The organism is Streptomyces sp. NPDC059255, assembly GCF_042752355.1.
In the GTDB taxonomy this organism is placed as follows: Bacteria; Actinomycetota; Actinomycetes; order Streptomycetales; family Streptomycetaceae; genus Streptomyces.
Genome location: NZ_JBHYZP010000023.1, coordinates 121,360 through 144,701 on the forward strand (window position 1 = coordinate 121,360; position 23,342 = coordinate 144,701).

The following is a 23,342-nucleotide window of genomic DNA, read 5'->3' on the forward strand; positions in this document are numbered from 1 at the left end:
ACCCGGCACACCACCACCGGGCACACCACCGCGCGGCGGATCCCGCGGCGTATCCCTCAGAGCTGCTGCGCCGCCGCGATCCCCAGCGCGACGATGAGCGTCACGACGACGAAGACGATCAGCCGCTGCCGCAGCAGCCGCGGGTTCGCGGGCCGCAGCTTGGACGACTTCGTCCGGGTACCCGACGCCGGGCGGCCGTTCGTCCGGGCCGATCCCCGGGCGGTGTCCCGGGGCCGCGGGGGCCGTCCGGACCCGGTACGCCCGCCGGCTGATCCCGTACGGCCGAAGGCTCCGCCGGTACGGGACGGGCCCGCGCCGCCGGTACGGGAGCCACCGCCCTGACGCGGCCCGGAGCCGTCCGGTGCCCCAGGAGCACCGGACGCCCCCATGCGGCTCTGCGGGCCGCGCGCGGCCTCCCGTTCCGTGTACCGCTCCGTCAGCCCGCCCGGCACCGGCTCCTGCCCGCCGCGCACCCGCTGCACCGGCGGCCGGCTGTCGATGAGCCCCTGTGCTTCCCGCGCGGCGATCTCCTTGAGCCGCATCGAGAGCTGGAGCGTGCTGGGACGTTCCTCCGGGTCCTTCGCCAGACAGGCCCGTACGAGCGGAGCGAGAGCGTCAGGCACCCCGTGGAGATGTGCCTCCTCGTGGACCACCCGGTAGAGCATCACCTCGGAGCTGCCGTGCCCGAACGGGGAGTCGGCGGTGGCCGCGTACGCCAGTGTGGCGCCCAGCGAGAAGACGTCCGTCGCGGGTGTGACGGCGGCTCCCCGGACCTGCTCGGGCGCGAGGAAGCCGGGCGACCCGACCGCCGTTCCGACATGGGTCAGCGTGCTGGCCCCGGTCGCCCAGGCGATGCCGAAGTCGATGATGCGCGGGCCCTTGGGGGAGAGCAGGATGTTCGAGGGCTTCAGGTCGCGGTGCACGACCCCGGCCTCGTGGACGGCGACCAGGCCCTCGGAGAGCGCGGCGCCCACCGAGGCGACCTCGGCCGCGAGCAGCGGGCCCTCCTCGTTGACCTTGTCGTGGAGCGAGGGGCCCGGGACGTACTGGGTGGCGAACCAGGGGCGGTCCGCGTCCAGGTCGGCGGCGACCAGCCGGGCCGTGCAGCCGCCGCGGATGCGCCGCGCGGCGGAGACCTCGCGGGCGAACCGCGACCGGAACTCCTGGTCCTCCGCCAGATCGGGCCGGATCACCTTCAGCGCGACCCGCTGACCGCGCCGGTCGGAACCGAGATAGACGACGCCCATCCCGCCCGCCCCGAGCCGTCGGTGGAGCCTGAACGAGCCGACGACACGCGGGTCCTCGCGCCGGAGCCGCATCATCGCCATGTCCATCCCCGCTGCCCGGTCGTCCGTGTGCCGTGGCACAGCTTACGTACCTGCGCCCGGGTGTGCTCATAGGCCGCGCCCTCGCACGCCGACCGATTGCCGGTGTGGAGCGGGAAACTTGAGGACAGGTCAGCGGCGGGACGGGTCCGGAGGCCTGGCCGGCGATGATCCCAAAGGTCGCGCGGGGAAGGGGGATTGAGGGGAACGGGCGTACGGAGGGCGTGGTGGTCCCCCGGGCGGAGGAGTGCGTGAGAGAAGTCACGAGAAGCGGATCAACGAGAGCCCGACGGGCGCCGGATCCGAGCCGACCGCAGCCGGACGGGCGGCCCGAGCAGTGGTTCTCCCGGGCGAGTGCGTCATCCTTCCGGGCGAGAGCCCGGTCCTCCGTAAGGCATTCCGGATCATCCCCTCCGGGAAGACCCCAACTCCGGGGGCGCGATCTCCACCCAGGGGAGTACACCACCGGTCCACGGCTCATCCTCCGGGAGGCCCGTCAATCGGTACGCGGGCATGACGCCCTGACGTCCGGGCGTCCCTAATCTTGAGATCAAGCGGCGGGTGCGGAACTCGTCCCCCGAGGTCGGACACTCGCCGCTGTCGAATCGGGACAGGAGAGGGACCATGGCGGACACGGCAACGCGGACAATGATCCGCACGCGAGGACGCAAGGCGTACGCCGCGTTCGGCGGGCGCCAGTCCGGTACGCGCCACCCCTTGGTGGCGACGGCCATGGTTCTTCCTCTGGCGGCCCTGCTCGTCGTCGTCTTCGGCGGCTGGGAAGCAGTGGTCACACAAGCGTCGTCCGTGGGCGTGATGCTGGGGCGCTGAGCGGCGCCCCGGACCCGGGAGAGCGGCCCGGGTCGGGGACATCCGGCCAAACAACCCCGTGGGGACGGGGGTGCGGCGGACGGCAGCGGTGGGCCGGTTAGCTGGGGAGCTGACCGGCCATCGCGTTTTTCCACCGCGTTCTGCCGCGCTCCACCGTGCTCCGTCGGGCCCGTGGTGCCTGCCCACCCTGACCGGAGAGCCGCGAGTAGGCTCCGCGCCGGAACACATCGCACCCGGGGGCCATCATGACCGCGTCCGTCGTCCGCGCGCTCGGCCGCGTCGCCCGCGAAGCGGCCCACGCCGCCCACTCCACCCATGCGGCCCACTTCCCCCACACTCCCGCCCCCCGCCGCGCCCGTGACCAAGGCGTCACCGTGCTCGCGGACCGGCCCGACGCGACCGTCGTACGGTACGGAGACGCGGTCGCCAAGGCGCACGCCGACGGTACGGACCCCATCGCCCACCGCGCCAGGCTCGCCGTCGCCGCGCATCCCCGGCTCGCCGGGATCCTGCTGCCGCCCCTCCCGACGGACGCCGGGGACGTGGCCGGCCGCCCGGTCACCGCCTGGCCCTACGGTGCCCCGGTCGACCCCGCCGACCCGGACTCGGCGCCCTGGGAGCAGGCGGGGACGCTGATCGCCCGGCTGCACGCCGTACCGCCCGACGCCCTGGCCGATGCCTTGGCCGACGCCCTGGCCGACGCGACGGGCGGAGCCCGGTCGGTGACCGGCGGTCTGCCCGCCGCGCGCGGCCCCGTCAAGGCGGCCCGCGCCCTCGCCCGGCTGCGCGCCGCCGGTCCGCACCCCGCGGCGGTACCCGTACGGCGCGCCTGGGAGCGGCTTCCGGCGTGGGCCCGCGGCGAGGCGCCGCAGCCCCGTCCGTACGCCCTCTGCCACGGCGATCTCCACCTCGGCCAGCTGGTACGCCACCCGGCCCCCGACGGCCCCTGGCTCCTCATCGACGTGGACGACCTCGGACTCGGCGACCCCGCCTGGGACTTGGCGCGCCCCGCCGCCTGGTACGCGGCCGGACTGCTGCCCGCGGAGCCCTGGCAGCGCTTCCTCGGCGCCTACCGCCGCGCGCACGGCCCCGCCGTGCCCGCGGACCCCGCCGCCGACCCGTGGCCCCGGCTGGACGTCGCGGCCCGCGCCCTCACCGTGCAGACCGCCGCGCTCGCCGTCGCCAAGTGCGTCGCGGAGGACCGGGAACCGGACGAGGTGGAGGTGCTGATGATCGACGCGTGTGCCCGGATCGCGGGACTCGCAACCGAGTTGGAGCCAGGGGCGTCCCCGTAGGGTGAACGGGCGGTCGCCGGGAGTGTGTTCCGGCGCCGCCGGACGAACGACGAGGAGCGTGCCGACCATGCAGTGTCCCAAGTGCCGTGCAGCGATGCAGACGTACAACCGCAACGGCGTCCAGATAGAACAGTGCAGCGGTTGCCGGGGGATCTTCCTCGACTACGGTGAGCTGGAGTCCCTGACCCGTCTGGAGGCGCAGTGGGCGCCGCAGGCGCCGCCCGTGCAGCAGGCCCCGCCGCCGCAGGCCTACCCGCCGGCCCCGGGCCCCGCCTGGGGCGCCCCGCAGCACGGCGGCCACTACGGAGGCCAGCACGGCGGGCACCACCGCCACAAGAGCTTCGGGCGGATGCTCTTCTCCTCCTGACGCGTCAGGAGCGAGCCCAATGACAGAACCCCCGGTCGTCGATACGACGACCGGGGGTTCTGGGCGGTGCGCGATACTGGGATTGAACCAGTGACCTCTTCCGTGTCAGGGAAGCGCTCTCCCGCTGAGCTAATCGCGCGGGCCGGACCTGGTTGTACTGCCTGCCAGGCCCCGTTCACACTGTGTGCTGTGTACTGCGTGCGCGATACTGGGATTGAACCAGTGACCTCTTCCGTGTCAGGGAAGCGCTCTCCCGCTGAGCTAATCGCGCGGGAATCCAGAAGGATTCAGTGGACGATACTGGGATTGAACCAGTGACCTCTTCCGTGTCAGGGAAGCGCTCTCCCGCTGAGCTAATCGTCCTTGGAGGTGGAGACGGGATTTGAACCCGTGTAGACGGCTTTGCAGGCCGTTGCCTCGCCTCTCGGCCACTCCACCAGGAGCGCGGGGGTCGGGAAACCCCTACACCATCGAGCGGACGACCAGGTTCGAACTGGCGACCTCAACCTTGGCAAGGTTGCGCTCTACCAACTGAGCTACGTCCGCGTGCCGTTTCCCGGGCCCATCGGTGCGGCCCGGCGACGTGTTGAACTCTAGCGGATTCCGGGGCCAGCACAAAAACGCGTTTCCGCAGCGTGATGCGGTACGTTCGCCGCGCGTTCGGCCCGGAGCGGCCCCGGGGAGCCTGTTCTAGACTCGCAACCGTGCACGACCTCGCTCCTCTGGCCCGCTTCGGCGGCCTCGTCGCCTCCGGTCTGCGGGACGTCACCCATGACCCGGGCGCGCTGGACTCCGCCGGGTTCTGGGCCGTCGCCGCGGACTTCGAAGGCCGTCTCACCTGCGCCCGTTTCGACGACGTACGGCACGAGCCCGTGCCCGCGCCGGTCCCCGGGCAGTGGCGGGGTCCCGCGGCCGGTGACTGGACGTCGTCCCTCGACCGCGCCGCGTACACGAAGGGCGTCCGCCGGATCCGCGAGTACATCGCGGCGGGCGATGTCTACCAGGCCAACCTCTGCCGCGTCCTCTCCGCCCCGCTGCCCGGGTCCGCCACGGCCGACCCCGCCTCGGCGGACGTCGACACGCTCACCGCCCTGCTCGCCCGCGACAACCCGGCGCCGTACGCGGGGACGATCCGGCTGCCCGCGCACGGCGTGGAGATCGCCACCGCCTCGCCCGAGCTGTATCTGCGCCGCGACGGCCGCACCGTCGAGTCCGGGCCGATCAAGGGCACCGGGCGGACCGCCGCGGACCTGCTGGAGAAGGACTACGCGGAGAACGTGATGATCGTGGACCTCGTCCGCAACGACCTGGGCCGCGTCTGCGCCACCGGATCCGTCACCGTCCCCGGCCTGTGCGCCCTCGAACCCCACCCCGGTCTGGTCCATCTCGTCTCGACCGTACGGGGGGAACTCACCGAGCGGGCCGGCTGGCCGGAGCTGCTGGCCGCCACGTTTCCGCCCGGTTCGGTCACCGGCGCCCCCAAGTCGAGCGCCCTGGCGATCATCGAGGAGCTGGAGACCGCTCCGCGCGGCCCCTACTGCGGCGGGATCGGCTGGGTCGACGCCGACCGGGGCACGGCCGCGCTGGCCGTCGGGATCCGTACGTTCTGGATCGACCGCGCCACCCACGCCCGCCCCGTCCTGTGCTTCGGCGCGGGCGCCGGGATCACCTGGGGCTCCGACCCGGAGGGGGAGTGGGCCGAGACGGAACTGAAGGCGTCCCGGCTGCTCGCGATAGCGTCGGGGACGTACGAACCCGGAGCCGACGGCTCCGGAACCGGAGCGACCGGGACCGCCGACGGAAGGACCGTGTCATGAGGATCTGGGTCAACGGGGAACTGCGTCCGGCCGACGCCGCCCAGGTGTCCGTGCTCGACCACGGGCTGACCGTCGGCGACGGCGTCTTCGAGACGGTCAAGGCCGTCCGGGGCCGCCCCTTCGCCCTCACCCGCCATCTGCGCCGGCTGGCCCGCTCCGCGCACGGCCTCGGCCTGCCGGAACCCGACCTGGACGAGGTGCGCCGCGCCTGTACGGCCGTCCTCGACGCCAATCCGGTGGAGCTGGGCCGGCTGCGCGTCACGTACACCGGGGGAGTCTCACCGCTCGGCTCGGACCGCGGCGACGCGGGCGCCACCCTGGTCGTCGCCCTCGGTGAGAGCCGGCGCCGCCCCGACACCACCGCCGTCGTCACCGTCCCCTGGACCCGCAACGAACGCGGCGCCCTGACCGGCCTCAAGACCACCTCGTACGGGGAGAACGTCGTCGCGCTCGCCCACGCGCGCGAGCGGGGCGCGAGCGAGGCGCTCTTCGCCAACACCACCGGCGCGCTCTGCGAGGGCACCGGCTCCAACGTGTTCGTCGTCCTCGACGGTGTGCTGCACACCCCGCCCCTCGCCTCCGGCTGCCTCGCCGGAATCACCCGCGAGCTGACCGCCGAGTGGTGCGGGGCCCGCGAGACGGAGCTGCCGCTGGACGCGCTGGAGCACGCGGAGGAGATCTTCCTGACCTCGACGCTCCGCGACGTCCAGGCAGTCCACCGCGTCGACGGCCGGTCCCTCGACGCCGCCGACGCCCCCGGGCCCGTGACCGCCAAGGCGATGCGCGTCTTCGAGGAGCGGTCCGGCGCCGATCTCGACCCGTGAGCCGATCCCTTAATCACGTGACGGGTACGCGTCCCCAGGGGTAGAACTCCCCTGATGACCACCACCCTGCGGCCCACCGGGCCGCTTCAGCAGGCCGACGACGGCACGAAGTCACGCTCCTACGAGGTCTGTGTGAACGGCCGCCCCGCCGGAGCGGTCGAGATCGCCACGGACCCCGGCTTCGCCCACCGGGCCGGCCTCCTCCGGTCCCTCCGGATCGACGAGCCCGACCGCCGCCGGGGCCGGGCCACCGTCGCCGTGCTCGCCGCCGAGGAGGTGCTGCGCGGCTGGGGCTGCGACCAGGCGCAGGCACTCGTACCGGCGGACGCCGAGGCCGCGCTGCGCCTGGTGGAGAGCCTCGGGTACACCGAACGCAGCCGCAACATGGACAAGGAACTCACCGCGGAGCCGCCCGCGCTCCCCGAGGGCCTCACGGGCCGCCCCATGACGGAGGCGGAGTACGAGGTGTGGCGCGCGCGTTCCATGGACGACTACGCGCGGAGCTGGATCGACCGCGGCGTATCCCCCGAGCAGGCCCGCGCCAAGTCCGAGGCGAGCCACCGGGACAACCTTCCCGAGGGACTGGCCACCCCGGGCAGCTCCTTCACCGTCCTCGTCCACGGGGGAGACGCCGTGGGCCATGTCTGGGTCGCCCCGCGCGAGGTCCGCCCCGGCTGGCCCGGTTCGTACGTGTACGACGTGGAGGTGGCCGAGGAGCAGCGCGGCAAGGGGTACGGCCGCGCCCTGATGCAGCTCGCCGAGCGGGTCGCCGCGGAGGCGGGCCCGCCCCTGCTGGGGCTGCACGTCTTCGCGGGCAACACCCCGGCGCTCCGGCTCTACGACTCCCTCGGATACCGGACGACGCAGCACAACTTCTTCCGGCCGCTCCTCTGAACCGGGCGGTACCGGCCAGGACGGGCGGAGCCTGGGCATCGGACACCCAGGCTCCGCGCCCCGGACGCCCGTAACCTGGCCGGGTGATGAACAACGACCTCGGTGAGTTCCTCCGGGCGCACCGCGCCCGGCTGCGCCCCGACGACGTGGGGCTGGCCTCGTACGGCCGGCGCCGCGTGCCGGGGCTGCGCCGGGAGGAGGTCGCCGTACTCGCCGGAATGAACTCCGACTACTACGCCCGTCTGGAACAGGGGCGCGAGCGCGGCCCCTCACCCCAGATCCTCGACGCGATCAGCGGCGCGCTGCGCCTGGACGACGGGGCGCGCGAACACCTGTACCGGCTGGCGGAGACGGCGCCGGACCGCAGGCCCGCGCCGGCGGAACACGCCGATGCCGATCTGCGGCGGCTCCTGGACGGCTACGCGCACACCCCGGCGTTCGTCCTCAACCCGGCCCTGGACTTCCTGACGGCCAACTCCCTGGCCGACGCGCTCTTCTCCCCGTTCGAGCGGGTCGACAACCTCGCCCGGATGATCTTCCTCGACCCGGCGGCCCGGCCCTTCCACGCCCGGTGGCACCGGGCGGCCGAGTCGGCGGTGGCCGCGCTGCGCGAGGCGTCCGGTCTCGCCCCGCACTACCCGCGGCTGCGGGACCTCGTGCGGAGGCTCACCGCGGCCAGCGACGAGTTCGCCGCACTCTGGTCCTCCCACACCGTCCAGGGCAAGACCCGCGACAGCAAGGAACTCGTCCATCCTCAGGTGGGGCCCCTGTCACTGACCTACCAGACCTTCGACGTACGCGGCGCCCCCGGCCAGCAACTCGTGATCTATCACGCGGAGCCGGGCAGCCCCGCCGCCCACGCGCTGGCCCTGCTCGGCACCCTGGACGCCACCCGGCGGGCGGCCGGCCGCACGGCCTGACCGCTGCCGGCGGGAGGGCCGCCGGCGGACAGGCAGCGCAGGCAGTGCAGGGGGCTCAGGGGCTCAGTCCGCGAGCAGCCGGTCGGCGATCGACTCGATCCGCTCCCGCAGCCCCTCCTGGCTCTTCCCGCCGTCGAGCCGCTCCCCGTCGATGACGTACGTGGGCGTACCGGTCACCCCGATCGCCTTGCCCTCGGCCTGGTCGGCGTCGACGGCCAGCAGATGACGGCCGTCGATCAGCGCGGTGTCGAACTCCTCGGCGTCCAGCCCCAGTTCACGGGCGACCTCCAGCAGGAACGGCTCGCCCCGCTGGGTCAGCTCCCGTGTCCCGGCCAGTACGGCCTCCACATACGGCCAGCCGCTGCCCTGGTCCGCGGCCTCCTCGGCGGCCTGCGCGGCGGCGTACGCGTGCCGGTGCTTCTCCAGCGGGAAGTGCCGCAGCCGCACCTCCAGCCGGTCGCCGTAGCGGGCGCGCAGCGCGCGGACGTCCGTCAGGGCGCGGTCGCAGTCGGGGCACTGGAGTTCGCACCAGACATCGAGGACGACAGGGCGCGGTGTGGTGGAGTCGGTCATGGGCCCAGTCTTCCAGCCGGCCGGGCCCGCCCGTGCCCCAGGGGATCCCGCCCGGGCCCAGGGGATCTCGTCCCCGGGGAGCCCGTGACCGGGACCTGGGGACGACACCGTCCCCGAGATCTCCCCCAGATCCGCCGGTGAGGGGTCCGCACCGTGGCCCCGGACCCGGTGCCAGGTGCAGGATGGAGGGGAGACCGGATTCGGCCGTTGACGCGCGATGCCTGGAGGACCCGATGATTGCCGAGACCATTTGCTCCGCGGTGTCAGCAGCGGGCCTGGGCATCGCCGCGATCACGGCGTACCGCAAGCGGTTCCTCGCCGCGACCCGCATCGCCGCCTACGCGCTGGTGCCGGTCGGTCTGGTGATGACGGGTGTCGTGCAGTGGCTGGCGAGCACCGCCTTCAGCCCGGTCGCCTGGGCGGGCTTCGGGGTGCTGGGGCTGGCGTGGGTGCTCTTCATGACGACCCGCGCGGTGGAGCGGCGCGGTGGCGGTACGCGCAAGGAGCGCAGAGCGGCGGCGAAGGCGGCCGCCAGGGGCGCGGCGGTGGAGCCCGGCGCCTCGGCGCCCTCGCTGGGCGCCGGGGCCCGGCCCGCCGGCCGGCCGGCGCCGAAGCCCGAGCCCGCGCGCTCCGGTGACGACTTCAGCGACATCGAGGCGATCCTGAAGAAGCACGGCATCTGACCCACCCGGTGACGCCGGGAACACCTCCCGGCGGTCCGGCGCGCCCCCCGGGAGGTGCCCGGCAGCATGCCAGGTGCGCGCGCATCCTGTGGGGGTTCCGGGCCTTTTTCCACGGAATATGATGAACTCCCGGGCCGATCACGCGTGTTGGTCATCGGCCGGGTTCGGGGTGCGCCATGATCACCTCGAAATGCTCGATAGCTCACGGGGTGAGAACCCCGCCCAGACCGAGGAGCCGCGCGGCTGTCTGTTCGCGCTCTCCCAGCCGCCGTTGATGATCTTTCTGACGGTGATCGGAGCGCTGCTGCTGATGGCGGCGGTACACGATCTGTTCCTGTTGTGAGGCTCAGCCGGCCGCTTCCTTGCGGCGTGCCCGGTACGCGGCCACATGCAGCCGGTTGCCGCAGGTGCGGCTGTCGCAGTAGCGCCGGGAGCGGTTGCGCGACAGGTCGACGAACGCGTGCCCGCAGTCCGGCGCCTCGCAGCGGCGCAGCCTGTCCTGCTCGCCCGCCACGACCATGAAGGCCAGCGCCATGCCGCAGTCGGCCGCGAGATGGTCGGCGACCGAGGCACCCGGTGCGAAGTAGTGCACGTGCCAGTCGTAGCCGTCGTGGTTCGTGAGCTGCGGGGTCGTCCCCGCGGCGGCCACCAGCTGATTGATCAGATCCGCCGCGGCCCGCGCGTCCGGTGCCGCGAACACCTCCGTGAAACGGGCCCGTACCTCCTGTACGGCCCGCAGGTCCCGCTCGCCCAGGTCGCCCACGCCGCTGACGTTGTGGCTCCGTACGAAGTCGTACAGCGCCCCGATGTCCGCGAGCCGGTCCGCCGCGCCCTCGCCCGTGTCGGCCTCCGGCGCGGTGTTCACGAGACCGACGACCGTGTCGAGGGCCATCCGGGTGTCGTGTGGAATCAGCACGGTCCGCTCCCTGGCCTGCCGCGGGCCGGTGCCCGCCGAACCCGGACGACTTTAGACCGTTTGCGACCGGGGTGGAGCCAGGCGGACGCGCGGGGGCCGGGGCGGGCGCGCCGGAGCCGTCGCCGCGGTGGGTTCCGCGGCCACGGCTCCGGTGTCCTCCGTATGCGGTTGTCCGCGCGGCGCCGTCTCCCCGAGTCGGACGGCGCCGTGCAGCCCTCTGCCTGGCTCAGCTCTCGGCCAGGATGTGGGAGAGCTCCGTGTCGAGGTCGAAGTGACGATGCTCGGTGCCCGGCGGCACCGCGGCGTCGGTCCTCTTCAGGAACGACTCCAGGGCGCGCGCCGGCGCCTCCAGCAGGGCTTCGCCCTCCGGGGAGCTCAGAGCGATGCAGACGACGCCCTGACCGTGGCTGCGGGACGGCCAGACCCGGACGTCGCCGGTGCCGGTGGGCCGGTGCAGCCCCTCGGCGAGAAGATCGCGGGCGAAGACCCACTCGACCGTCTCTTCGGCTCCGGTGTGGAAGGTGGCGTGCACGGCATAGGGATCGGCCGTGTCATACCGCAGGCCCGCGGGTACAGGCAGTGAGGACTCGCTCGATACAACGAGGCGCAGGTGCAGCTCGCAGCTGACCGTGGTGTTCATAAGCGCCAGGGCCTTTCGCTCAGTGTGCGCTCGGGGATTCGCACGTCGGCGAAATCGACATGCCACCTACGGTGCCGTTGTAAACCCCTCTGTCTGTTTTGTGCTTCTTCGGGTAGCTCGTACGGCGGTGTGCTACTTCGAGTCATACCGCCATTCCGGTGATACGGCGTGTTCCGGTACGTTGGCTCCATGCACGCGGAGAGTCACGAGCGGGATCGCGATGTCGCCTCGACGGCCACGGCGACCGCCACGGGGGACAGGCCGACGGACGGGACGACCGCGCCGGAGCGGGCGCTGGGCTCGCGCGCGCCGCGCTTCGTCAAATCGTCCAGGACCCTTCATCTGAGCTGGCAGGTCGGCGTCTTCCTGGTCGGCCTCGCGGTGGTCGCCGCGGGCGTCGCCATGCTGGTGCTGCCCGGTCCCGGATGGGTGGTGATCTTCGGCGGCATGGCGATCTGGGCGACCGAGTTCGTCTGGGCCCAGCTCGTGCTGCGCTGGACCCGGCGCAAGGTCACGGAAGCGGCGAAGAAGGCCCTGGATCCCAAGGTCAGGCGCCGCAACATCATCCTCACGTCCGTGGGCCTGGTGATCATCGCGGTGCTCGCGGGGATCTACCTGTGGAAGTTCGGCCTGGCCCTGCCCTGGACGATCGACCAATGACCGCTGACGCGTCGGGGGACGCCCCTGACATGGGGTAACGTATGCCCTGCGCCCGGGCGATTAGCTCAGTGGGAGAGCGCTTCGTTCACACCGAAGAGGTCACTGGTTCGAACCCAGTATCGCCCACCCGGAACCGAGGCCCCGACGACGGAAACGTCGTCGGGGCCTCGGTCGTTTCCGGCCGGTGCCCCGTGACCGTCAGCGCATCCGGCCCAGGCCCCGGCGCACCCGCCGGGCGTCCCGCAGCCGCTGCTCGTACGTGGCGCCCACGCCGAGCAGGAGCACCCCCGCCAGGGCCGGTGGCAGCCAGCGCGGCAGCGCGCCCACCACCTGCACGACGTACGGCGCCAGCTCGTGCAGCGCGACCAGCGCCAGCGCCGCCCCGCCCAGCAGCAGGAGTGCCTGGAGCCGCAGCCTCGCCCCGGCCAGCGTCAGCGCCAGGGCGGCGAGCCCCAGCAGCAGCGGGCGCGCCCAGTGCGGGTCGCCCCACGCGGCCATCAGGCTCGGCGCCAGCGTCGCCGCCAGCCCGGGCCCGTACGCCGTCCACGACGACGCCTCCGGGTCACGGCGCCGGCGCACCACCCCCACGGCCAGCGCGGCCACCGTCACCGGCAGCGTGTACGCCTCGGGGACCGATACCGCCGACACCTCCGACGCGGCCAGCCGTACCCACGTCGCCACGACGAAGAGCGCCGTCGCCGCGTACCCGGCCACCCGGCGCCGCTCGGCGCGCACCGCCGTACCCGCCGCGATCACCCCGCACAGCGCGAGGACCAGCGCCAGCACCGGGAGGTGTCCCAGGGCCGGGGCGATCGCCAGGAGCCCGGCCGCGGCGCCCGCGCACTCCACCGGCACCGCCACGGGATGCTCGCGCAGCCGGGCGCCGAGCAGCGCCACCGCCGCCGGCACGGCGAGCAGCACCACCGCCGTGGCCCCGGCGGACAGCCCGGCCGCCGCCGTCGCCGCGCAGACCAGGGCCGCCGTGCAGCCGACGGCGAGGCAGCCGAGGAGCGCGCGCACCGGCTCCCCGAGCGCCGGGCCGGGGCTCGGGGAGCCGTCCGTGCCCGGCGCGGGCACGGTCCGCAGCGCCACGGCCGCCCCCGCGAACAGCGCCGCCAGCGCCGCGAGCACCGTCAGCGTCGCGGGCCGGGTCGCGAGGGAGAGCGGCGCGACGGCGGCCGAGCCCGCCAGCGCGAGGACCAGCGCGGTGTACGCCCCGGCCGGCCCCAGGGCGGCGCGGGGGCGGACGGTGAGCGCCAGCGCGGCCGTGGTCAGGAGCAGCGGGACCGTCAGCGCCGCCGCGTAGGGCAGATCGCCCACGACCGGCACCACCAGCACCGTGGCCCAGCCGAGCACCCCCGCACCGCACAGCGCCGCCGCACGGGGCCGCCGTACATCGGCGACCGGCACCACGCCCTCCGCGAGCCGCGGCAGCCACCGGTACGCGACGGCCAGCGTCCCGGCGGCCGTCGCCAGCACCAGCGGCGCCGTGACCTGCCAGGCCGCCGCGAGGTGCACGCCGAGCGCCGCCCGCGTGCCCTCGGGCGCCCCCGACCAGATCTCCGTGATCCGGGTCCCGCCGCCCAGCAGCGTGGCCGCGACCGAGGGCAGCGCCCAGGGCAGCGTGGCGGCCGTCACGGCGCCGCCCGCCGCGCCGAACCCCTGCCGCACCGCACGCGGCAGCCGGGCGGCCCGTACCACCGTCAGCAGCCCGACGGCGCAGAGCAGATACCCGAGCACGGCCCAGCCCGCCGGCACGACCGTACGCACCACGCCGCCCACCGCGACGACCGAGGCGAGCCCCGCCCCCGCGGCGCACACGAACGCCGCCTCCGGCGCCCGCCAGGCCACGATCAGTCCGAGCGCCGCCCCGGTGAGCAGCAGCGCGGCGGGCCCGGCCATCGCGGCCGGGGTCCCCGCGGGCACCGACGACCACCCCGCCAGAAGCAGCGCCACCCCCGCGGTCGCGAACGCGGCGGCCACCACCAGGCTCCGCGCGGCCCTCCCCGAGGCGCCCCGCGGCGGCTTCGCCGCGTGGCGCGGGGCGAGCCAGAGCGCGACCGCGGTGTCCGCCGCGGCCGTCGCCAGCAGCGCCCACGCCACCCCCAGGCTCCCCGCGCCGGCCGCCACCGACCAGAGGAGCGGCGGGAGTTGGGCGGTCACCACCGCGACGGGCAGCGGGCCGCGCAACCGGCCGAGCAGCGCCCCGTAGCCGCCCCAGAGCGCGGCGAGCGCGGCACAGGCGGCCGCGGTGTAACGGAGCCCGTCCACCCCGGGCAGCGCCACCGCGTACAGCGCGTACGCGTCGAGCGCCGTGAGCACCAGCGCGAACGCCGCCACGGCCTCGGCCGTCGAGGAGAGCCCCCGGCGCAGCAGCGCGGCGGGCACGGCCAGCGCGGCGAGGGTGATCACGGTCAGCACCGCGGAGCGGCCGCCGATGCCGAGACGGCCCCAGCTCACCAGGGTGAAGGCGATCGCGGCGACCGTCAGCAGCACGCCGCCGAGGGCGAGCAGCACATTCTGGGCGCTCCGCGGAGCGGTGGGGGAGGCGGTGGCGTCGGCGGCCACGGGCCGGGCGGTGGGCTCCGGCCCGGGCCGGGTCAGCACGGTCATCAGATACGAGCGGCGCGTCAGCAACTGGCCTCTGCGTGCGTCGAGCCGGGTCAATTCCTGGTCGATGAGCGCCAGTTCCCGGGCGGGGTGCGGAACGTTCTCCATACGACGGAGTGTGGCCCGGGACACAGCCCCTGCCATGGGTCCGGCTACTCAGATCCGCGCCTGAGTACGTCGGATCCGGTTTGAACGAAGGCCGCCGGGGCCTGTATGGTTCAGGTCGTTCCCGGGCGATTAGCTCAGTGGGAGAGCGCTTCGTTCACACCGAAGAGGTCACTGGTTCGAACCCAGTATCGCCCACCGGGAAAGGCCGGTCCGTCGTCGACGGACCGGCCTTCGCGCGTTCCGGGCCCGTACGTTCCGGTGCCAGGGTCCCCCGGCGCCCGGATCAGGCGGCAGCGGCGGGCCGTTGGGGACGGAGCGGCCAGGCGGGATGTGACGCGCCCTCGCCGAAGCCGCGGGAGAACCACGCCTGGGGGCCCCGCGTCTGCGTCACGTGCCAGACGGCCTGGAGCGCGTGCAGCTCACGGGGCGAGAGCCGCGCCATCCGGGGCGCGAACCGGCGGCCGATCGCCCGGACCAACTCCAGTGCCGACAGGGCCGAGAGGGTCGACAGGGCGGCCGGCGCGGACGGCCCGGTCGGCAGGTCGGGCAGCGCCGGCAGGTCGGGCAGGGCCGGCAGGTCGGGCCGGGCCCGGAGGTCGGGTCCGGTCGGCAGGGCGGGCCCGGCCGGTTCGCCGTCGGCCGTGTCGAGCGGCCCGTCCGCCCCCACCGCGTACTGGGCGCACAGCCCGGTGAGATCGCGGCTGCCCTTGCGGTACCGGTCGAGCTGCCGGTCGAGGACCAGCGGATCCAGCACGCACAGCGAGGCGTTCTCCAGCCGGCGGCCGAGCGACGAGGCCCGGTGGCGGCGCAGCTCCCGGTCGAGGAGCGTCAGGCCGAACGGCGCGTTCATCACCACCAGCGGCCGGCCCGCCGCGCACTGCTCGGCCAGCGCCCTGGCCACCTCCTCCACCACGGGCGCCGGCCAGCGGCCGTTGCGGTGCAGGAACTCGTCGGTCAGCCCGTGCGCCTCGGCGGCCGCGGGCGGCACGGGCACCCCCGGGTTCACCAACCAGCGCCGTACTCTCGGCCGTACCCCCGTCGTGTCCTGGACGATCAGCGCGGCCGACACGATCCGGTCCTTCTCGACATCCACCCCCGTCGTACCGGCGCCGAACGCGGCCAGCGGCCCTTCGTACCAACACGTCATCGCCGAACCCCCGAGCCTCTCGCACTCATCCAAGGGGTGATACCCGGACAGGTCCCTCCATACGCACCGTGTCGGACCGGTGTCACCTGGTGACGGGTGAGGCGGTGGGGGCCCAGGAGGCCGCCGGGACCGGGTGAGGACCGGGCGGACAAACCCTTTCGCGGGCTGCCCGCCGGGCTCGGTACGATGCGCAGTGCGTACGCCATGCGCGAGGTGCGCACCCCAGAAGTCAGGAGAGACCGGTGTCAGACGTCCGTGTGATCATCCAACGCGATTCCGAGCGGGAAGAGCGCGTGGTGACGACGGGCACTACGGCGGCCGAGCTCTTCCCCGGCGAGCGCACCGTCGTCGCCGCCCGGGTGGACGGCGAGCTGAAGGACCTCGCGTACGCGATCGGCGAGGGCGAGGTCGTCGAGCCCGTCGAGATCTCCTCCGAGGACGGCCTGAACATCCTGCGCCACTCCACCGCGCACGTGATGGCACAGGCCGTGCAGGAGCTGCACCCCGAGGCGAAACTGGGCATCGGCCCGCCGGTCAAGGACGGCTTCTACTACGACTTCGACGTCGAGACCCCCTTCACCCCCGATGACCTCAAGGCCATCGAGAAGAAGATGCAGGAGATCCAGAAGCGCGGCCAGCGCTTCTCGCGCCGGGTCGTCACGGACGAGGCGGCGCGCGAGGAGCTCGCCGGCGAGCCGTACAAGCTGGAGCTCATCGGCATCAAGGGCGCGGCCTCGACCGACGACGGCGCGGATGTCGAGGTGGGCGGCGGCGAGCTGACCATCTACGACAACCTGGACGCGAAGACCGGCGAGCTGTGCTGGAAGGACCTCTGCCGCGGCCCGCACCTGCCGACCACCCGGAACATCCCGGCGTTCAAGCTGATGCGGAACGCCGCCGCCTACTGGCGCGGCAGCGAGAAGAACCCGATGCTCCAGCGCATCTACGGCACCGCGTGGCCGTCGAAGGAGGAGCTGAAGGCGCACCTGGAGTTCCTCGCCGAGGCCGAGAAGCGTGACCACCGCAAGCTCGGCAACGAGCTGGACCTCTTCTCCTTCCCCGACGAGGTCGGCTCCGGGCTCGCCGTCTTCCACCCCAAGGGCGGCATCATCCGCCGGGCCATGGAGGACTACTCGCGCCGCCGGCACGAGGAGGAGGGGTACGAGTTCGTCTACACCCCGCACGCCACCAAGGGGAAGCTCTTCGAGAAGTCCGGGCACCTGGACTGGTACGCCGACGGCATGTACCCGCCCATGCAGCTCGACGAGGGCGTGGACTACTACCTCAAGCCCATGAACTGCCCCATGCACAACCTGATCTTCGACGCCCGGGGCCGCTCCTACCGTGAGCTGCCGCTGCGGCTCTTCGAGTTCGGGACGGTCTACCGGTACGAGAAGTCCGGCGTGGTGCACGGCCTGACCCGGGCCCGCGGCTTCACCCAGGACGACGCGCACATCTACTGCACCCGCGAGCAGATGGCGGACGAGCTGGACTCGACGCTGACCTTCGTGCTCAACCTGCTGCGCGACTACGGGCTGACCGACTTCTACCTGGAGTTGTCCACCAAGGACCCCGAGAAGTTCGTCGGCACGGACGAGGCGTGGGAGGAGGCCACCGAGACGCTGCGCAAGGTGGCCGAGAAGCAGGGGCTGCCGCTGGTCCCCGACCCGGGCGGCGCCGCGTTCTACGGCCCGAAGATCTCGGTGCAGGCGCGGGACGCGATCGGCCGTACCTGGCAGATGTCGACCGTGCAGCTCGACTTCAACCTGCCGGAGCGCTTCGACCTGGAGTACACCTCGCCGGACGGCTCCAAGCAGCGCCCGGTGATGATCCACCGCGCGCTCTTCGGCTCGATCGAGCGGTTCTTCGCGGTGCTGCTGGAGCACTACGCGGGCGCGTTCCCGGTCTGGCTGGCGCCGGTGCAGGCGGTCGGCATCCCGATCGGCGAGGCGCACGTCGAGTACCTCCAGGACTTCGCGAAGGCGGCGAAGGCCAAGGGGCTGCGGGTCGAGGTGGACGCCTCCTCCGACCGGATGCAGAAGAAGATCAGGAACCACCAGAAGCTGAAGGTCCCCTTCATGATCCTCGTCGGTGACGAGGACATGAACGCGGGCACGGTCTCCTTCCGCTACCGCGACGGTTCGCAGGAGAACGGCGTACCGCGCGACCAGGCGCTGGCGAAGCTCCTCGACGTGGTGGAGCGCCGCGTCCAGGTCTGACGCGCCCCGTCACCCCGTGGGTGGGCCCCGGAGCGGCCCCCGGCAGGCATCAGCCCGCCGGGGGCCGCTCCTTGTCCTCCCGGCCGAAGACCTGGATCAGCCAGGACGAGAACGACCCGGTGACCGCGCCCAGCAGCGCCAGCCCGCACATCATCAGACAGACCGCGTACAGCCGGCCGAGCGGCGTCACCGGGGTCACATCGCCGTAACCGACCGTGGTGATCGCCGAGCAGGCCCACCAGACGGAGTCCCCGAAGGTAAGGATCGTGGCGCCGGGTGCGCCCCGTTCCTGCTGGTAGACGGCGAGCGCGGCGGCGAAGGTGAGCAGGCCGGCGGTGATGCTCGCATATGCCATCACCCGCCCGTACAGACTCAGCCGGGGGCGGTCGCGCCGCCGCTGGATCGCCATGTACGTGTTCACGATCCGCAGCGGCCGCAGCAGCGGCAGGATCACCACGACCGTGTCGAGCCAGTGCGTCCGTACGAAGCGCGCGCCCTCGCCGCTGAGGACGAGCCGTACGCCGTAGTCCACCACGAAGACCGCCCAGATCAGCAGGGACAGCGCCAGCGCGAGATCCCGCCAGAACGGGTCGGGGCCCTCGGCGAGGACGCGTACCGCGTAGCAGGCGAGGAAGAGCGGCGAGGCCACGAGCAGCGGCAGCTCCGTACGCCGCTCCCAGCCGCGCAGCCGGTCGGGGCCGTTGCGGACATGCATCGGGCCAGCATCGCCGGGCGGCGGCCGGTGCGGGCCCGGCGACACGCCTCACACGGGCGAAGTCATATGCTGCACAACATGACGAGTGAGCCGGAGCAGCAGATCGGAGTGGGGACCCAGGACGCGTTCCAGCGCCTGTGGACGCCCCATCGGATGGCCTACATCCAGGGTGAGAACAAGCCCACCGGGCCGGGCGCCGAGGACGGCTGTCCCTTCTGCTCCATCCCGTCCAAATCCGACGAGGACGGGCTGGTGATCGCGCGCGGTGAGCGGGTGTACGCGGTGCTCAACCTCTACCCGTACAACGGCGGACATCTGATGGTCGTCCCCTTCCGCCACGTCGCCGACTACACGGAGCTGGACGAGGCGGAGACCGCCGAGCTCGGGCTCTTCACCCAACGGGCGATGACCGCGCTCCGCGCCGCGTCCGGGGCGCACGGCTTCAACATCGGGATGAACCAAGGGACTTCGGCCGGCGCCGGGATCGCCGCCCACCTCCACCAGCATGTGGTGCCGCGCTGGGGCGGCGACACCAACTTCATGCCGGTCGTCGGCCACACGAGGGTGCTGCCGCAGCTCCTCGCGGACACCCGCGCCATGCTGGCCGACGCCTGGCCGGCCGGCTCCTGACCCCTGCCCGCTCCGTCGGGCACTCCCGACGGAGCGGGGTGCGCCCCGCGCTACGCGTCGTACGCGTCGATCTTCCTCGGGGACGGGTCCTGGACCGCCCCTATCAGCGACGAGGAACGGTTGCTGAAGCGCTCGGTGTCCACCCCGTGCTCGTCCAGCACCCGCATCGCCGCGTTGTGCGCCACCCGCAGGACCGGGGTGGCGGCGCGCATCGCGTCGTCCGCCATGAAGCGGTGGCGCCACGGCTGGTCGGCCCAGGCGTGCCGCATGCCGAACGGCTCGGGCAGGCTGAGCTTGCCGCCCAGGAAGTCCAGGACCGGCGGATACCAGGTGAACGGGGCGCGCACCGCGAGCCTGACCGCCTCACGCGGCTCGACCAGCGGCAGATTCCTCGACGTGGTCTCCCAGAACCGTACGGTCTTCGGACGAGTGATCTTCTTGGGTGACGGCTTGGCGAAGAACAGGGAGTGCACGGGACCCAGCGCGTACCCGGACACCTCGATGCGCAGGGTCTCGTGGAGCACCGTGACCGAGATCATCATCGTGATGACCAGCTGGCTCTCCCAGAGGGTGAACTGCACGCCCAGGTAGTGCCGGTTCCCGCTGCCGAACTGCTGGTGGTTGCAGATCCGCTGTATCTCGTGGCTCTTGATCTGGAACGCCTCCACGTCCTGGCCCTCGGGCCAGGAGACCGAACCGGCACCCTCACCGACCGCGGACACGACCCAGTGCTTCACCGAAGGCGTCGGGAAACCACCCGAGTTGAGAGGGCCGCGCTCCAGCAGCTTCATCTGGTCGTGGATCGCCCGTATCACGTCGTAGCTGCGGAACTGGTGGATCTCCTTGCCGGCGTCCTTGGGGACCAGCTCCTCCGCGAGCTGCCAGCTTCCCCAGCGGGTGCCCATGCCGAGTATGCCCTTGGGGCCGGCGTAGAACGCCACATTGGAGCGCTGCTCGGCGCTCAGCTTCTCCAGCCCCTGGCGCAGTACCTCCCGCGAGGTGTCGCCCGGGTTCCCCGGGACGGCCTCCGGGATCTTGGCGCCGGTGCCGCCGCCCGAGAGCAGACTCTCCCAGCGGGCCCGCAGGTCCTTGGCGGTCGACTCGCAGATCTGCTTGGCGAGCAGCCAGCCGACGACCGGGGCGACGAGCATGCCGCGCAGATACCAGTTCAGTACGCCGTCGAGGGGCAGCTTGATCAGCACGATCACCGCGAACACGGCGACAGCCGCCAGCAGGGCACCGCCGATCGCGCCGGCCCGGCGGTCCTTGGCCCCCGCCAGGGTGCGGCGCAGCTGGAACACGCCCAGCCAGAGCAGCAGCCCGGGCAGGAAGAGCACCCCGAACACCGCCGTCACGGCCGTGAGCTTCTTGTCCCGCTCCTTGCGGATGTGGTTCGCGGCGAGGCAGTGCTCCACCACGGCCTGCGGGTCCATGCCGAAGGACTGGATGATCGGGCCCCGGCCGCCGCCCAGCGTCCTGAGCTGGACCGCCCGCGCGAACGCCTCGCCCAGATTCGGCTCGAAGAGCGTGAACTTGCCTTTGCTCACGCCCGACTTGTGCCAGTCGTTGTCGGCCTTGGAGATCTCTTCGAGCGGACTGTCCCGGTACGCGGCCGAGGCGAGGGCGAACGTCGCCGCCGTGCCCCCGGCCGCTCCCTGGAGCGGAACCTGTGCCCCCGGGCTGAAGTCGAATAGATCGTCCGCCACTGCCGCCCCCTCGCCGCAAGGATTCGCTGCCGCGACCTGTTCCCGGCCCGCGCGCCCCGCACACCTGCTGGAGCTGGGCACCCCAGAGTAACGGTGCGATGCCGTCCGCGTCATGGGGCCCGGCAGTCTTTCGCCAACCGGCCCCCGGGGCGCCGTCCGTGGGGTACCGGACGGCACCGGTGTCCTACACCGGGCTCTCCTCCCTGGTGAGCTGACGGTCCGCCACCGCCTGGGGCATCGGCTCGTGGCGGGCGTACGCCCGGCTGAAGCTCCCGGTGCCGTGCGAGATCGAGCGGAGGTCCACCGCGTACCGCCCGATCTCCAGTTCGGGCGCCTCGGCCCGGACCAGGGTCCGTCCGGGACCGGCCTGTTCGGTGCCGACGACCCGGCCCCGCCGTCCCGACAGATCGCTCATCACCGGCCCCACGTACTCGTCGGGGACCAGGACCGCCACCTCGGCGACCGGCTCCAGCAGATGGATCTCCGCCTCGCCCGCCGCCTCCCGCAGGGCCAGTGCGCCCGCCGTCTGGAACGCGGCGTCGGAGGAGTCCACCGAGTGGGCCTTCCCGTCGAACAGCGTCACCCGGATGTCGACCAGCGGATGGCCCGCCGCGACGCCGTGCGCCGCCTGGGCCCTGACGCCCTTCTCGACGGAGGGGATGAACTGACGGGGGACCGCGCCGCCCACCACCTTGTCGACGAACTCGACACCGGACCCGGCCGGCAGCGGGTCCACCGTGATCTCGCAGATCGCGAACTGGCCGTGGCCGCCCGACTGCTTCACATGGCGGCCGTGCCCCGTGGCGCTCGCGCCGAACGTCTCCCGCAGGGCGACCCGGAACGGTACGGCGTCCACCTGGACCCCGTACCGGCCGCGCAGCCGGTCCAGCGCCACGTCCCGGTGCGCCTCGCCCAGGCACCAGAGCACCACCTGATGGGTGTCCGGGTTCTGTTCGAGCCGCATCGTCGGGTCCTCCGCCACCAGCCGGGCCAGCCCCTGGGACAGCCGGTCCTCGTCCGCCTTGCTGTGCGCCCGTACGGCGAGCGGCAGCAGCGGGTCGGGCATCGTCCACGCCGCCATCAGCAGCGGATCGTCCTTCGCGGAGAGCGTGTCCCCGGTCTCCGCGCGGGACAGCTTCCCCACGCACGCGAGATCGCCCGCGACACAGTGCGCCAGCACCCGCTGCTGCTTACCGAACGGTGCGGAGAGCGAGCCGACCCGCTCCTCCACGTCGTGGTCCTCGTGCCCCCGGTCGGTGAGCCCGTGCCCGGACACGTGCACCGTCTCGTCGGGGCGCAGCGTCCCCGAGAAGACCCGTACGAGAGAGAGCCGGCCCACGTAGGGGTCCGAGGCGGTCTTGACGACCTCGGCGACCAGTGGGCCGCCCGGATCGCAGCAGATCTCCGGGCGCGGGGCGCCGAGCGGGGTGGTGACGGCCGGCGCCGGGCGCTCCAGCGGCGTCGGGAAGCCGCCGGTGATCAGATCGAGCAGCTCGACCGTGCCCAGCCCCTGCCGGGCGCCGGGCGGCGCGGGCGCCGCCGCGAGCACCGGATGGAAGACCCCGCGCGTCACCGCCTTCTCCAGGTCCTCCATCAGCGTCTTGAGATCGACCTCGTCCCCGCCCAGATAGCGGTCCATGAGGGTCTCGTCCTCGCTCTCGGCGATGATCCCCTCGATCAGCCGGTCCCTGGCCTCCGCGATCTCGGGGAGCCGCGCCGGCTCCGGCGGCCCCACCCGCCGCTCCCCCGAGGAGTAGTCGAAGACCTTCTGCGAGAGCAGCCCCACCAGCCCGGTGGCGGGCGCGTGCCCGTCCGGGCCCTCGGCGCCGTGCACCGGCAGGTAGAGCGGCAGCACGGCGTCGGGGTCGTCCCCGCCGAAGATCCGCGCGCAGAGCCGCGTCATCTCGTCGAAGCCGGTGCGCGCCGTGTCGAGATGGGTGACGACGATGGCGCGCGGCATCCCGACCGCCGCGCACTCCTCCCAGACCGCCCGGGTCGCCCCTGCCACGACGTCCGCCTCCTGGGCCGCCGACACCACGAAAAGGGCCGCGTCCGCGGCGCGCAGACCGGCCCTGAGCTCCCCGACGAAATCCGCGTAGCCGGGGGTGTCCAGCAGATTTATCTTGTACCCGCCCCACTCGACCGGGACGAGGGAGAGCTGTACGGAACGCTGCTGTCGGTGCTCGATCTCGTCGTAGTCGGAGACCGTCGCGCCGTCCTCGACCCGGCCCGCCCGGTTGACCGCGCCCGCCGTGAGCGCCAGGGCCTCGACGAGGGTGGTCTTCCCCGAGCCGCTGTGGCCCACCAGCACCACGTTCCGTACGGACGCGGGCCGGTCGGCCGCCGTCGCCCTGCCGGCGGCCCCGGGGTGCGGGGGTTCCCTGTCGGTTTTTCCGCCTTTGTCGCCCATGACTGCTGCCTCCCGATCGGTTTCACCGACTGGTCGGTGAAGGGGGATGGAG

At 73.0% G+C, this 23,342-nt stretch carries 21 protein-coding genes and 7 tRNA genes; 14 read left to right on the forward strand and 14 right to left on the reverse strand.

Annotated elements, in window-relative coordinates; all coding sequences use genetic code 11:
* Window positions 1–56 precede the first annotated feature (56 nt).
* A complete protein-coding gene (locus tag ACFXKG_RS24880) occupies window positions 57–1,334 on the reverse strand; it encodes a protein kinase (protein ID WP_384843224.1) in 1,278 nt (425 codons plus the stop codon).
* 615 nt (window positions 1,335–1,949) lie between these two features.
* Between ACFXKG_RS24880 and ACFXKG_RS24885 the strand changes: the two genes are divergently transcribed.
* From ACFXKG_RS24885 to ACFXKG_RS24895, 3 genes are all read left to right on the forward strand, one after another.
* Entirely contained in the window at window positions 1,950–2,156 is a 207-nt protein-coding gene (locus ACFXKG_RS24885) for a hypothetical protein (RefSeq protein WP_365813295.1), read from the forward strand.
* Window positions 2,157–2,401: 245 nt separating this feature from the next.
* Window positions 2,402–3,451 (forward strand): phosphotransferase, encoded by a 1,050-nt coding sequence (locus ACFXKG_RS24890; protein ID WP_384843116.1) that lies wholly within the window; start codon window positions 2,402–2,404, stop codon window positions 3,449–3,451.
* A 67-nt stretch (window positions 3,452–3,518) separates the two neighbouring features.
* Window positions 3,519–3,818 (forward strand): zf-TFIIB domain-containing protein, encoded by a 300-nt coding sequence (locus tag ACFXKG_RS24895; protein WP_384843119.1) that lies wholly within the window; start codon window positions 3,519–3,521, stop codon window positions 3,816–3,818.
* A 67-nt stretch (window positions 3,819–3,885) separates the two neighbouring features.
* Here ACFXKG_RS24895 and ACFXKG_RS24900 read toward each other — a convergent pair.
* From ACFXKG_RS24900 to ACFXKG_RS24920, 5 genes are all read right to left on the reverse strand, one after another.
* Window positions 3,886–3,957: transfer RNA gene (locus ACFXKG_RS24900), tRNA-Val, on the reverse strand.
* Between the two features lie 60 nt (window positions 3,958–4,017).
* A tRNA-Val gene (locus tag ACFXKG_RS24905) sits at window positions 4,018–4,089 on the reverse strand.
* Between the two features lie 20 nt (window positions 4,090–4,109).
* Window positions 4,110–4,181: transfer RNA gene (locus ACFXKG_RS24910), tRNA-Val, on the reverse strand.
* Window position 4,182: 1 nt separating this feature from the next.
* Window positions 4,183–4,256: transfer RNA gene (locus ACFXKG_RS24915), tRNA-Cys, on the reverse strand.
* Between the two features lie 35 nt (window positions 4,257–4,291).
* Window positions 4,292–4,364: transfer RNA gene (locus tag ACFXKG_RS24920), tRNA-Gly, on the reverse strand.
* Window positions 4,365–4,522: 158 nt separating this feature from the next.
* Between ACFXKG_RS24920 and ACFXKG_RS24925 the strand changes: the two genes are divergently transcribed.
* The 4 genes from ACFXKG_RS24925 to ACFXKG_RS24940 all read left to right on the forward strand — a co-directional run bounded on the left by ACFXKG_RS24925 (window position 4,523) and on the right by ACFXKG_RS24940 (window position 8,273).
* Window positions 4,523–5,635, forward strand: coding sequence for a chorismate-binding protein (locus ACFXKG_RS24925; RefSeq protein ID WP_384843122.1), 1,113 nt, complete (start codon window positions 4,523–4,525; stop codon window positions 5,633–5,635).
* Entirely contained in the window at window positions 5,632–6,459 is an 828-nt protein-coding gene (locus ACFXKG_RS24930; protein ID WP_384843125.1) for an aminotransferase class IV, read from the forward strand. Before ACFXKG_RS24925 ends, ACFXKG_RS24930 begins: the two co-directional genes overlap by 4 nt.
* Before the next feature lie 54 nt (window positions 6,460–6,513).
* Entirely contained in the window at window positions 6,514–7,353 is an 840-nt protein-coding gene (locus tag ACFXKG_RS24935; RefSeq protein ID WP_384843128.1) for a GNAT family N-acetyltransferase, read from the forward strand.
* 83 nt (window positions 7,354–7,436) lie between these two features.
* Window positions 7,437–8,273 carry a helix-turn-helix domain-containing protein gene (locus ACFXKG_RS24940; RefSeq protein ID WP_384843131.1) on the forward strand — a complete coding sequence of 279 codons (837 nt, stop codon included), beginning with the start codon at window positions 7,437–7,439 and terminating at the stop codon, window positions 8,271–8,273.
* A 63-nt stretch (window positions 8,274–8,336) separates the two neighbouring features.
* Here the strand turns inward: ACFXKG_RS24940 and ACFXKG_RS24945 are convergent, their stop codons facing one another.
* Window positions 8,337–8,846, reverse strand: a complete 510-nt coding sequence (locus tag ACFXKG_RS24945; RefSeq protein ID WP_384843134.1) for a DsbA family protein — start codon at window positions 8,844–8,846, stop codon at window positions 8,337–8,339.
* Between the two features lie 233 nt (window positions 8,847–9,079).
* Between ACFXKG_RS24945 and ACFXKG_RS24950 the strand changes: the two genes are divergently transcribed.
* Together ACFXKG_RS24950 and ACFXKG_RS24955 are read left to right on the forward strand one after the other, a co-directional pair.
* Window positions 9,080–9,529: a hypothetical protein gene (locus tag ACFXKG_RS24950; protein ID WP_384843137.1), complete on the forward strand. Its 450-nt coding sequence runs from the start codon at window positions 9,080–9,082 to the stop codon at window positions 9,527–9,529.
* 190 nt (window positions 9,530–9,719) lie between these two features.
* Window positions 9,720–9,872: a hypothetical protein gene (locus ACFXKG_RS24955; protein ID WP_384843139.1), complete on the forward strand. Its 153-nt coding sequence runs from the start codon at window positions 9,720–9,722 to the stop codon at window positions 9,870–9,872.
* 3 nt (window positions 9,873–9,875) lie between these two features.
* Here ACFXKG_RS24955 and ACFXKG_RS24960 read toward each other — a convergent pair whose 3' ends face one another.
* Together ACFXKG_RS24960 and ACFXKG_RS24965 are read right to left on the reverse strand one after the other, a co-directional pair.
* Window positions 9,876–10,445: a CGNR zinc finger domain-containing protein gene (locus ACFXKG_RS24960; RefSeq protein WP_384843142.1), complete on the reverse strand. Its 570-nt coding sequence runs from the start codon at window positions 10,443–10,445 to the stop codon at window positions 9,876–9,878.
* Between the two features lie 226 nt (window positions 10,446–10,671).
* Window positions 10,672–11,085: an SsgA family sporulation/cell division regulator gene (locus ACFXKG_RS24965; RefSeq protein WP_003959770.1), complete on the reverse strand. Its 414-nt coding sequence runs from the start codon at window positions 11,083–11,085 to the stop codon at window positions 10,672–10,674.
* 189 nt (window positions 11,086–11,274) lie between these two features.
* Here ACFXKG_RS24965 and ACFXKG_RS24970 point away from each other — a divergent pair, with 189 nt between their 5' ends.
* Window positions 11,275–11,745, forward strand: coding sequence for a TIGR02611 family protein (locus tag ACFXKG_RS24970; protein ID WP_384843145.1), 471 nt, complete (start codon window positions 11,275–11,277; stop codon window positions 11,743–11,745).
* 54 nt (window positions 11,746–11,799) lie between these two features.
* Window positions 11,800–11,871 (forward strand) — tRNA-Val (locus ACFXKG_RS24975).
* Window positions 11,872–11,943: 72 nt separating this feature from the next.
* On the opposite strand, the gene ACFXKG_RS24980 is transcribed toward ACFXKG_RS24975, so the two are convergent.
* Window positions 11,944–14,463, reverse strand: coding sequence for an SCO7613 C-terminal domain-containing membrane protein (locus ACFXKG_RS24980; protein ID WP_384843148.1), 2,520 nt, complete (start codon window positions 14,461–14,463; stop codon window positions 11,944–11,946).
* Window positions 14,464–14,586: 123 nt separating this feature from the next.
* Here ACFXKG_RS24980 and ACFXKG_RS24985 point away from each other — a divergent pair.
* A tRNA-Val gene (locus ACFXKG_RS24985) sits at window positions 14,587–14,658 on the forward strand.
* 88 nt (window positions 14,659–14,746) lie between these two features.
* On the opposite strand, the gene ACFXKG_RS24990 is transcribed toward ACFXKG_RS24985, so the two are convergent.
* Window positions 14,747–15,610, reverse strand: coding sequence for a 3'-5' exonuclease (locus ACFXKG_RS24990; RefSeq protein WP_384843151.1), 864 nt, complete (start codon window positions 15,608–15,610; stop codon window positions 14,747–14,749).
* A 242-nt stretch (window positions 15,611–15,852) separates the two neighbouring features.
* On the opposite strand from ACFXKG_RS24990, the gene thrS reads away from it, so the two are divergent.
* The gene (thrS, locus tag ACFXKG_RS24995; protein ID WP_382886791.1) at window positions 15,853–17,829 is read left to right on the forward strand and encodes a threonine--tRNA ligase; all 1,977 of its coding nucleotides are present in this window, start codon (window positions 15,853–15,855) and stop codon (window positions 17,827–17,829) included.
* A gap of 49 nt (window positions 17,830–17,878) precedes the next feature.
* Here thrS and ACFXKG_RS25000 read toward each other — a convergent pair whose 3' ends face one another.
* Window positions 17,879–18,544: a potassium channel family protein gene (locus tag ACFXKG_RS25000; RefSeq protein WP_384843155.1), complete on the reverse strand. Its 666-nt coding sequence runs from the start codon at window positions 18,542–18,544 to the stop codon at window positions 17,879–17,881.
* 66 nt (window positions 18,545–18,610) lie between these two features.
* Here ACFXKG_RS25000 and ACFXKG_RS25005 point away from each other — a divergent pair, with 66 nt between their 5' ends.
* Window positions 18,611–19,174, forward strand: a complete 564-nt coding sequence (locus tag ACFXKG_RS25005) for an HIT domain-containing protein (protein WP_365813265.1) — start codon at window positions 18,611–18,613, stop codon at window positions 19,172–19,174.
* A 50-nt stretch (window positions 19,175–19,224) separates the two neighbouring features.
* Here ACFXKG_RS25005 and ACFXKG_RS25010 read toward each other — a convergent pair whose 3' ends face one another.
* On the reverse strand, window positions 19,225–20,880 hold the full coding sequence (locus ACFXKG_RS25010; protein WP_384843158.1) for a hypothetical protein: 1,656 nt from the start codon (window positions 20,878–20,880) through the stop codon (window positions 19,225–19,227).
* Window positions 20,881–21,064: 184 nt separating this feature from the next.
* Entirely contained in the window at window positions 21,065–23,290 is a 2,226-nt protein-coding gene (locus tag ACFXKG_RS25015; RefSeq protein ID WP_384843161.1) for an elongation factor G-like protein EF-G2, read from the reverse strand.
* Window positions 23,291–23,342 lie beyond the last annotated feature (52 nt).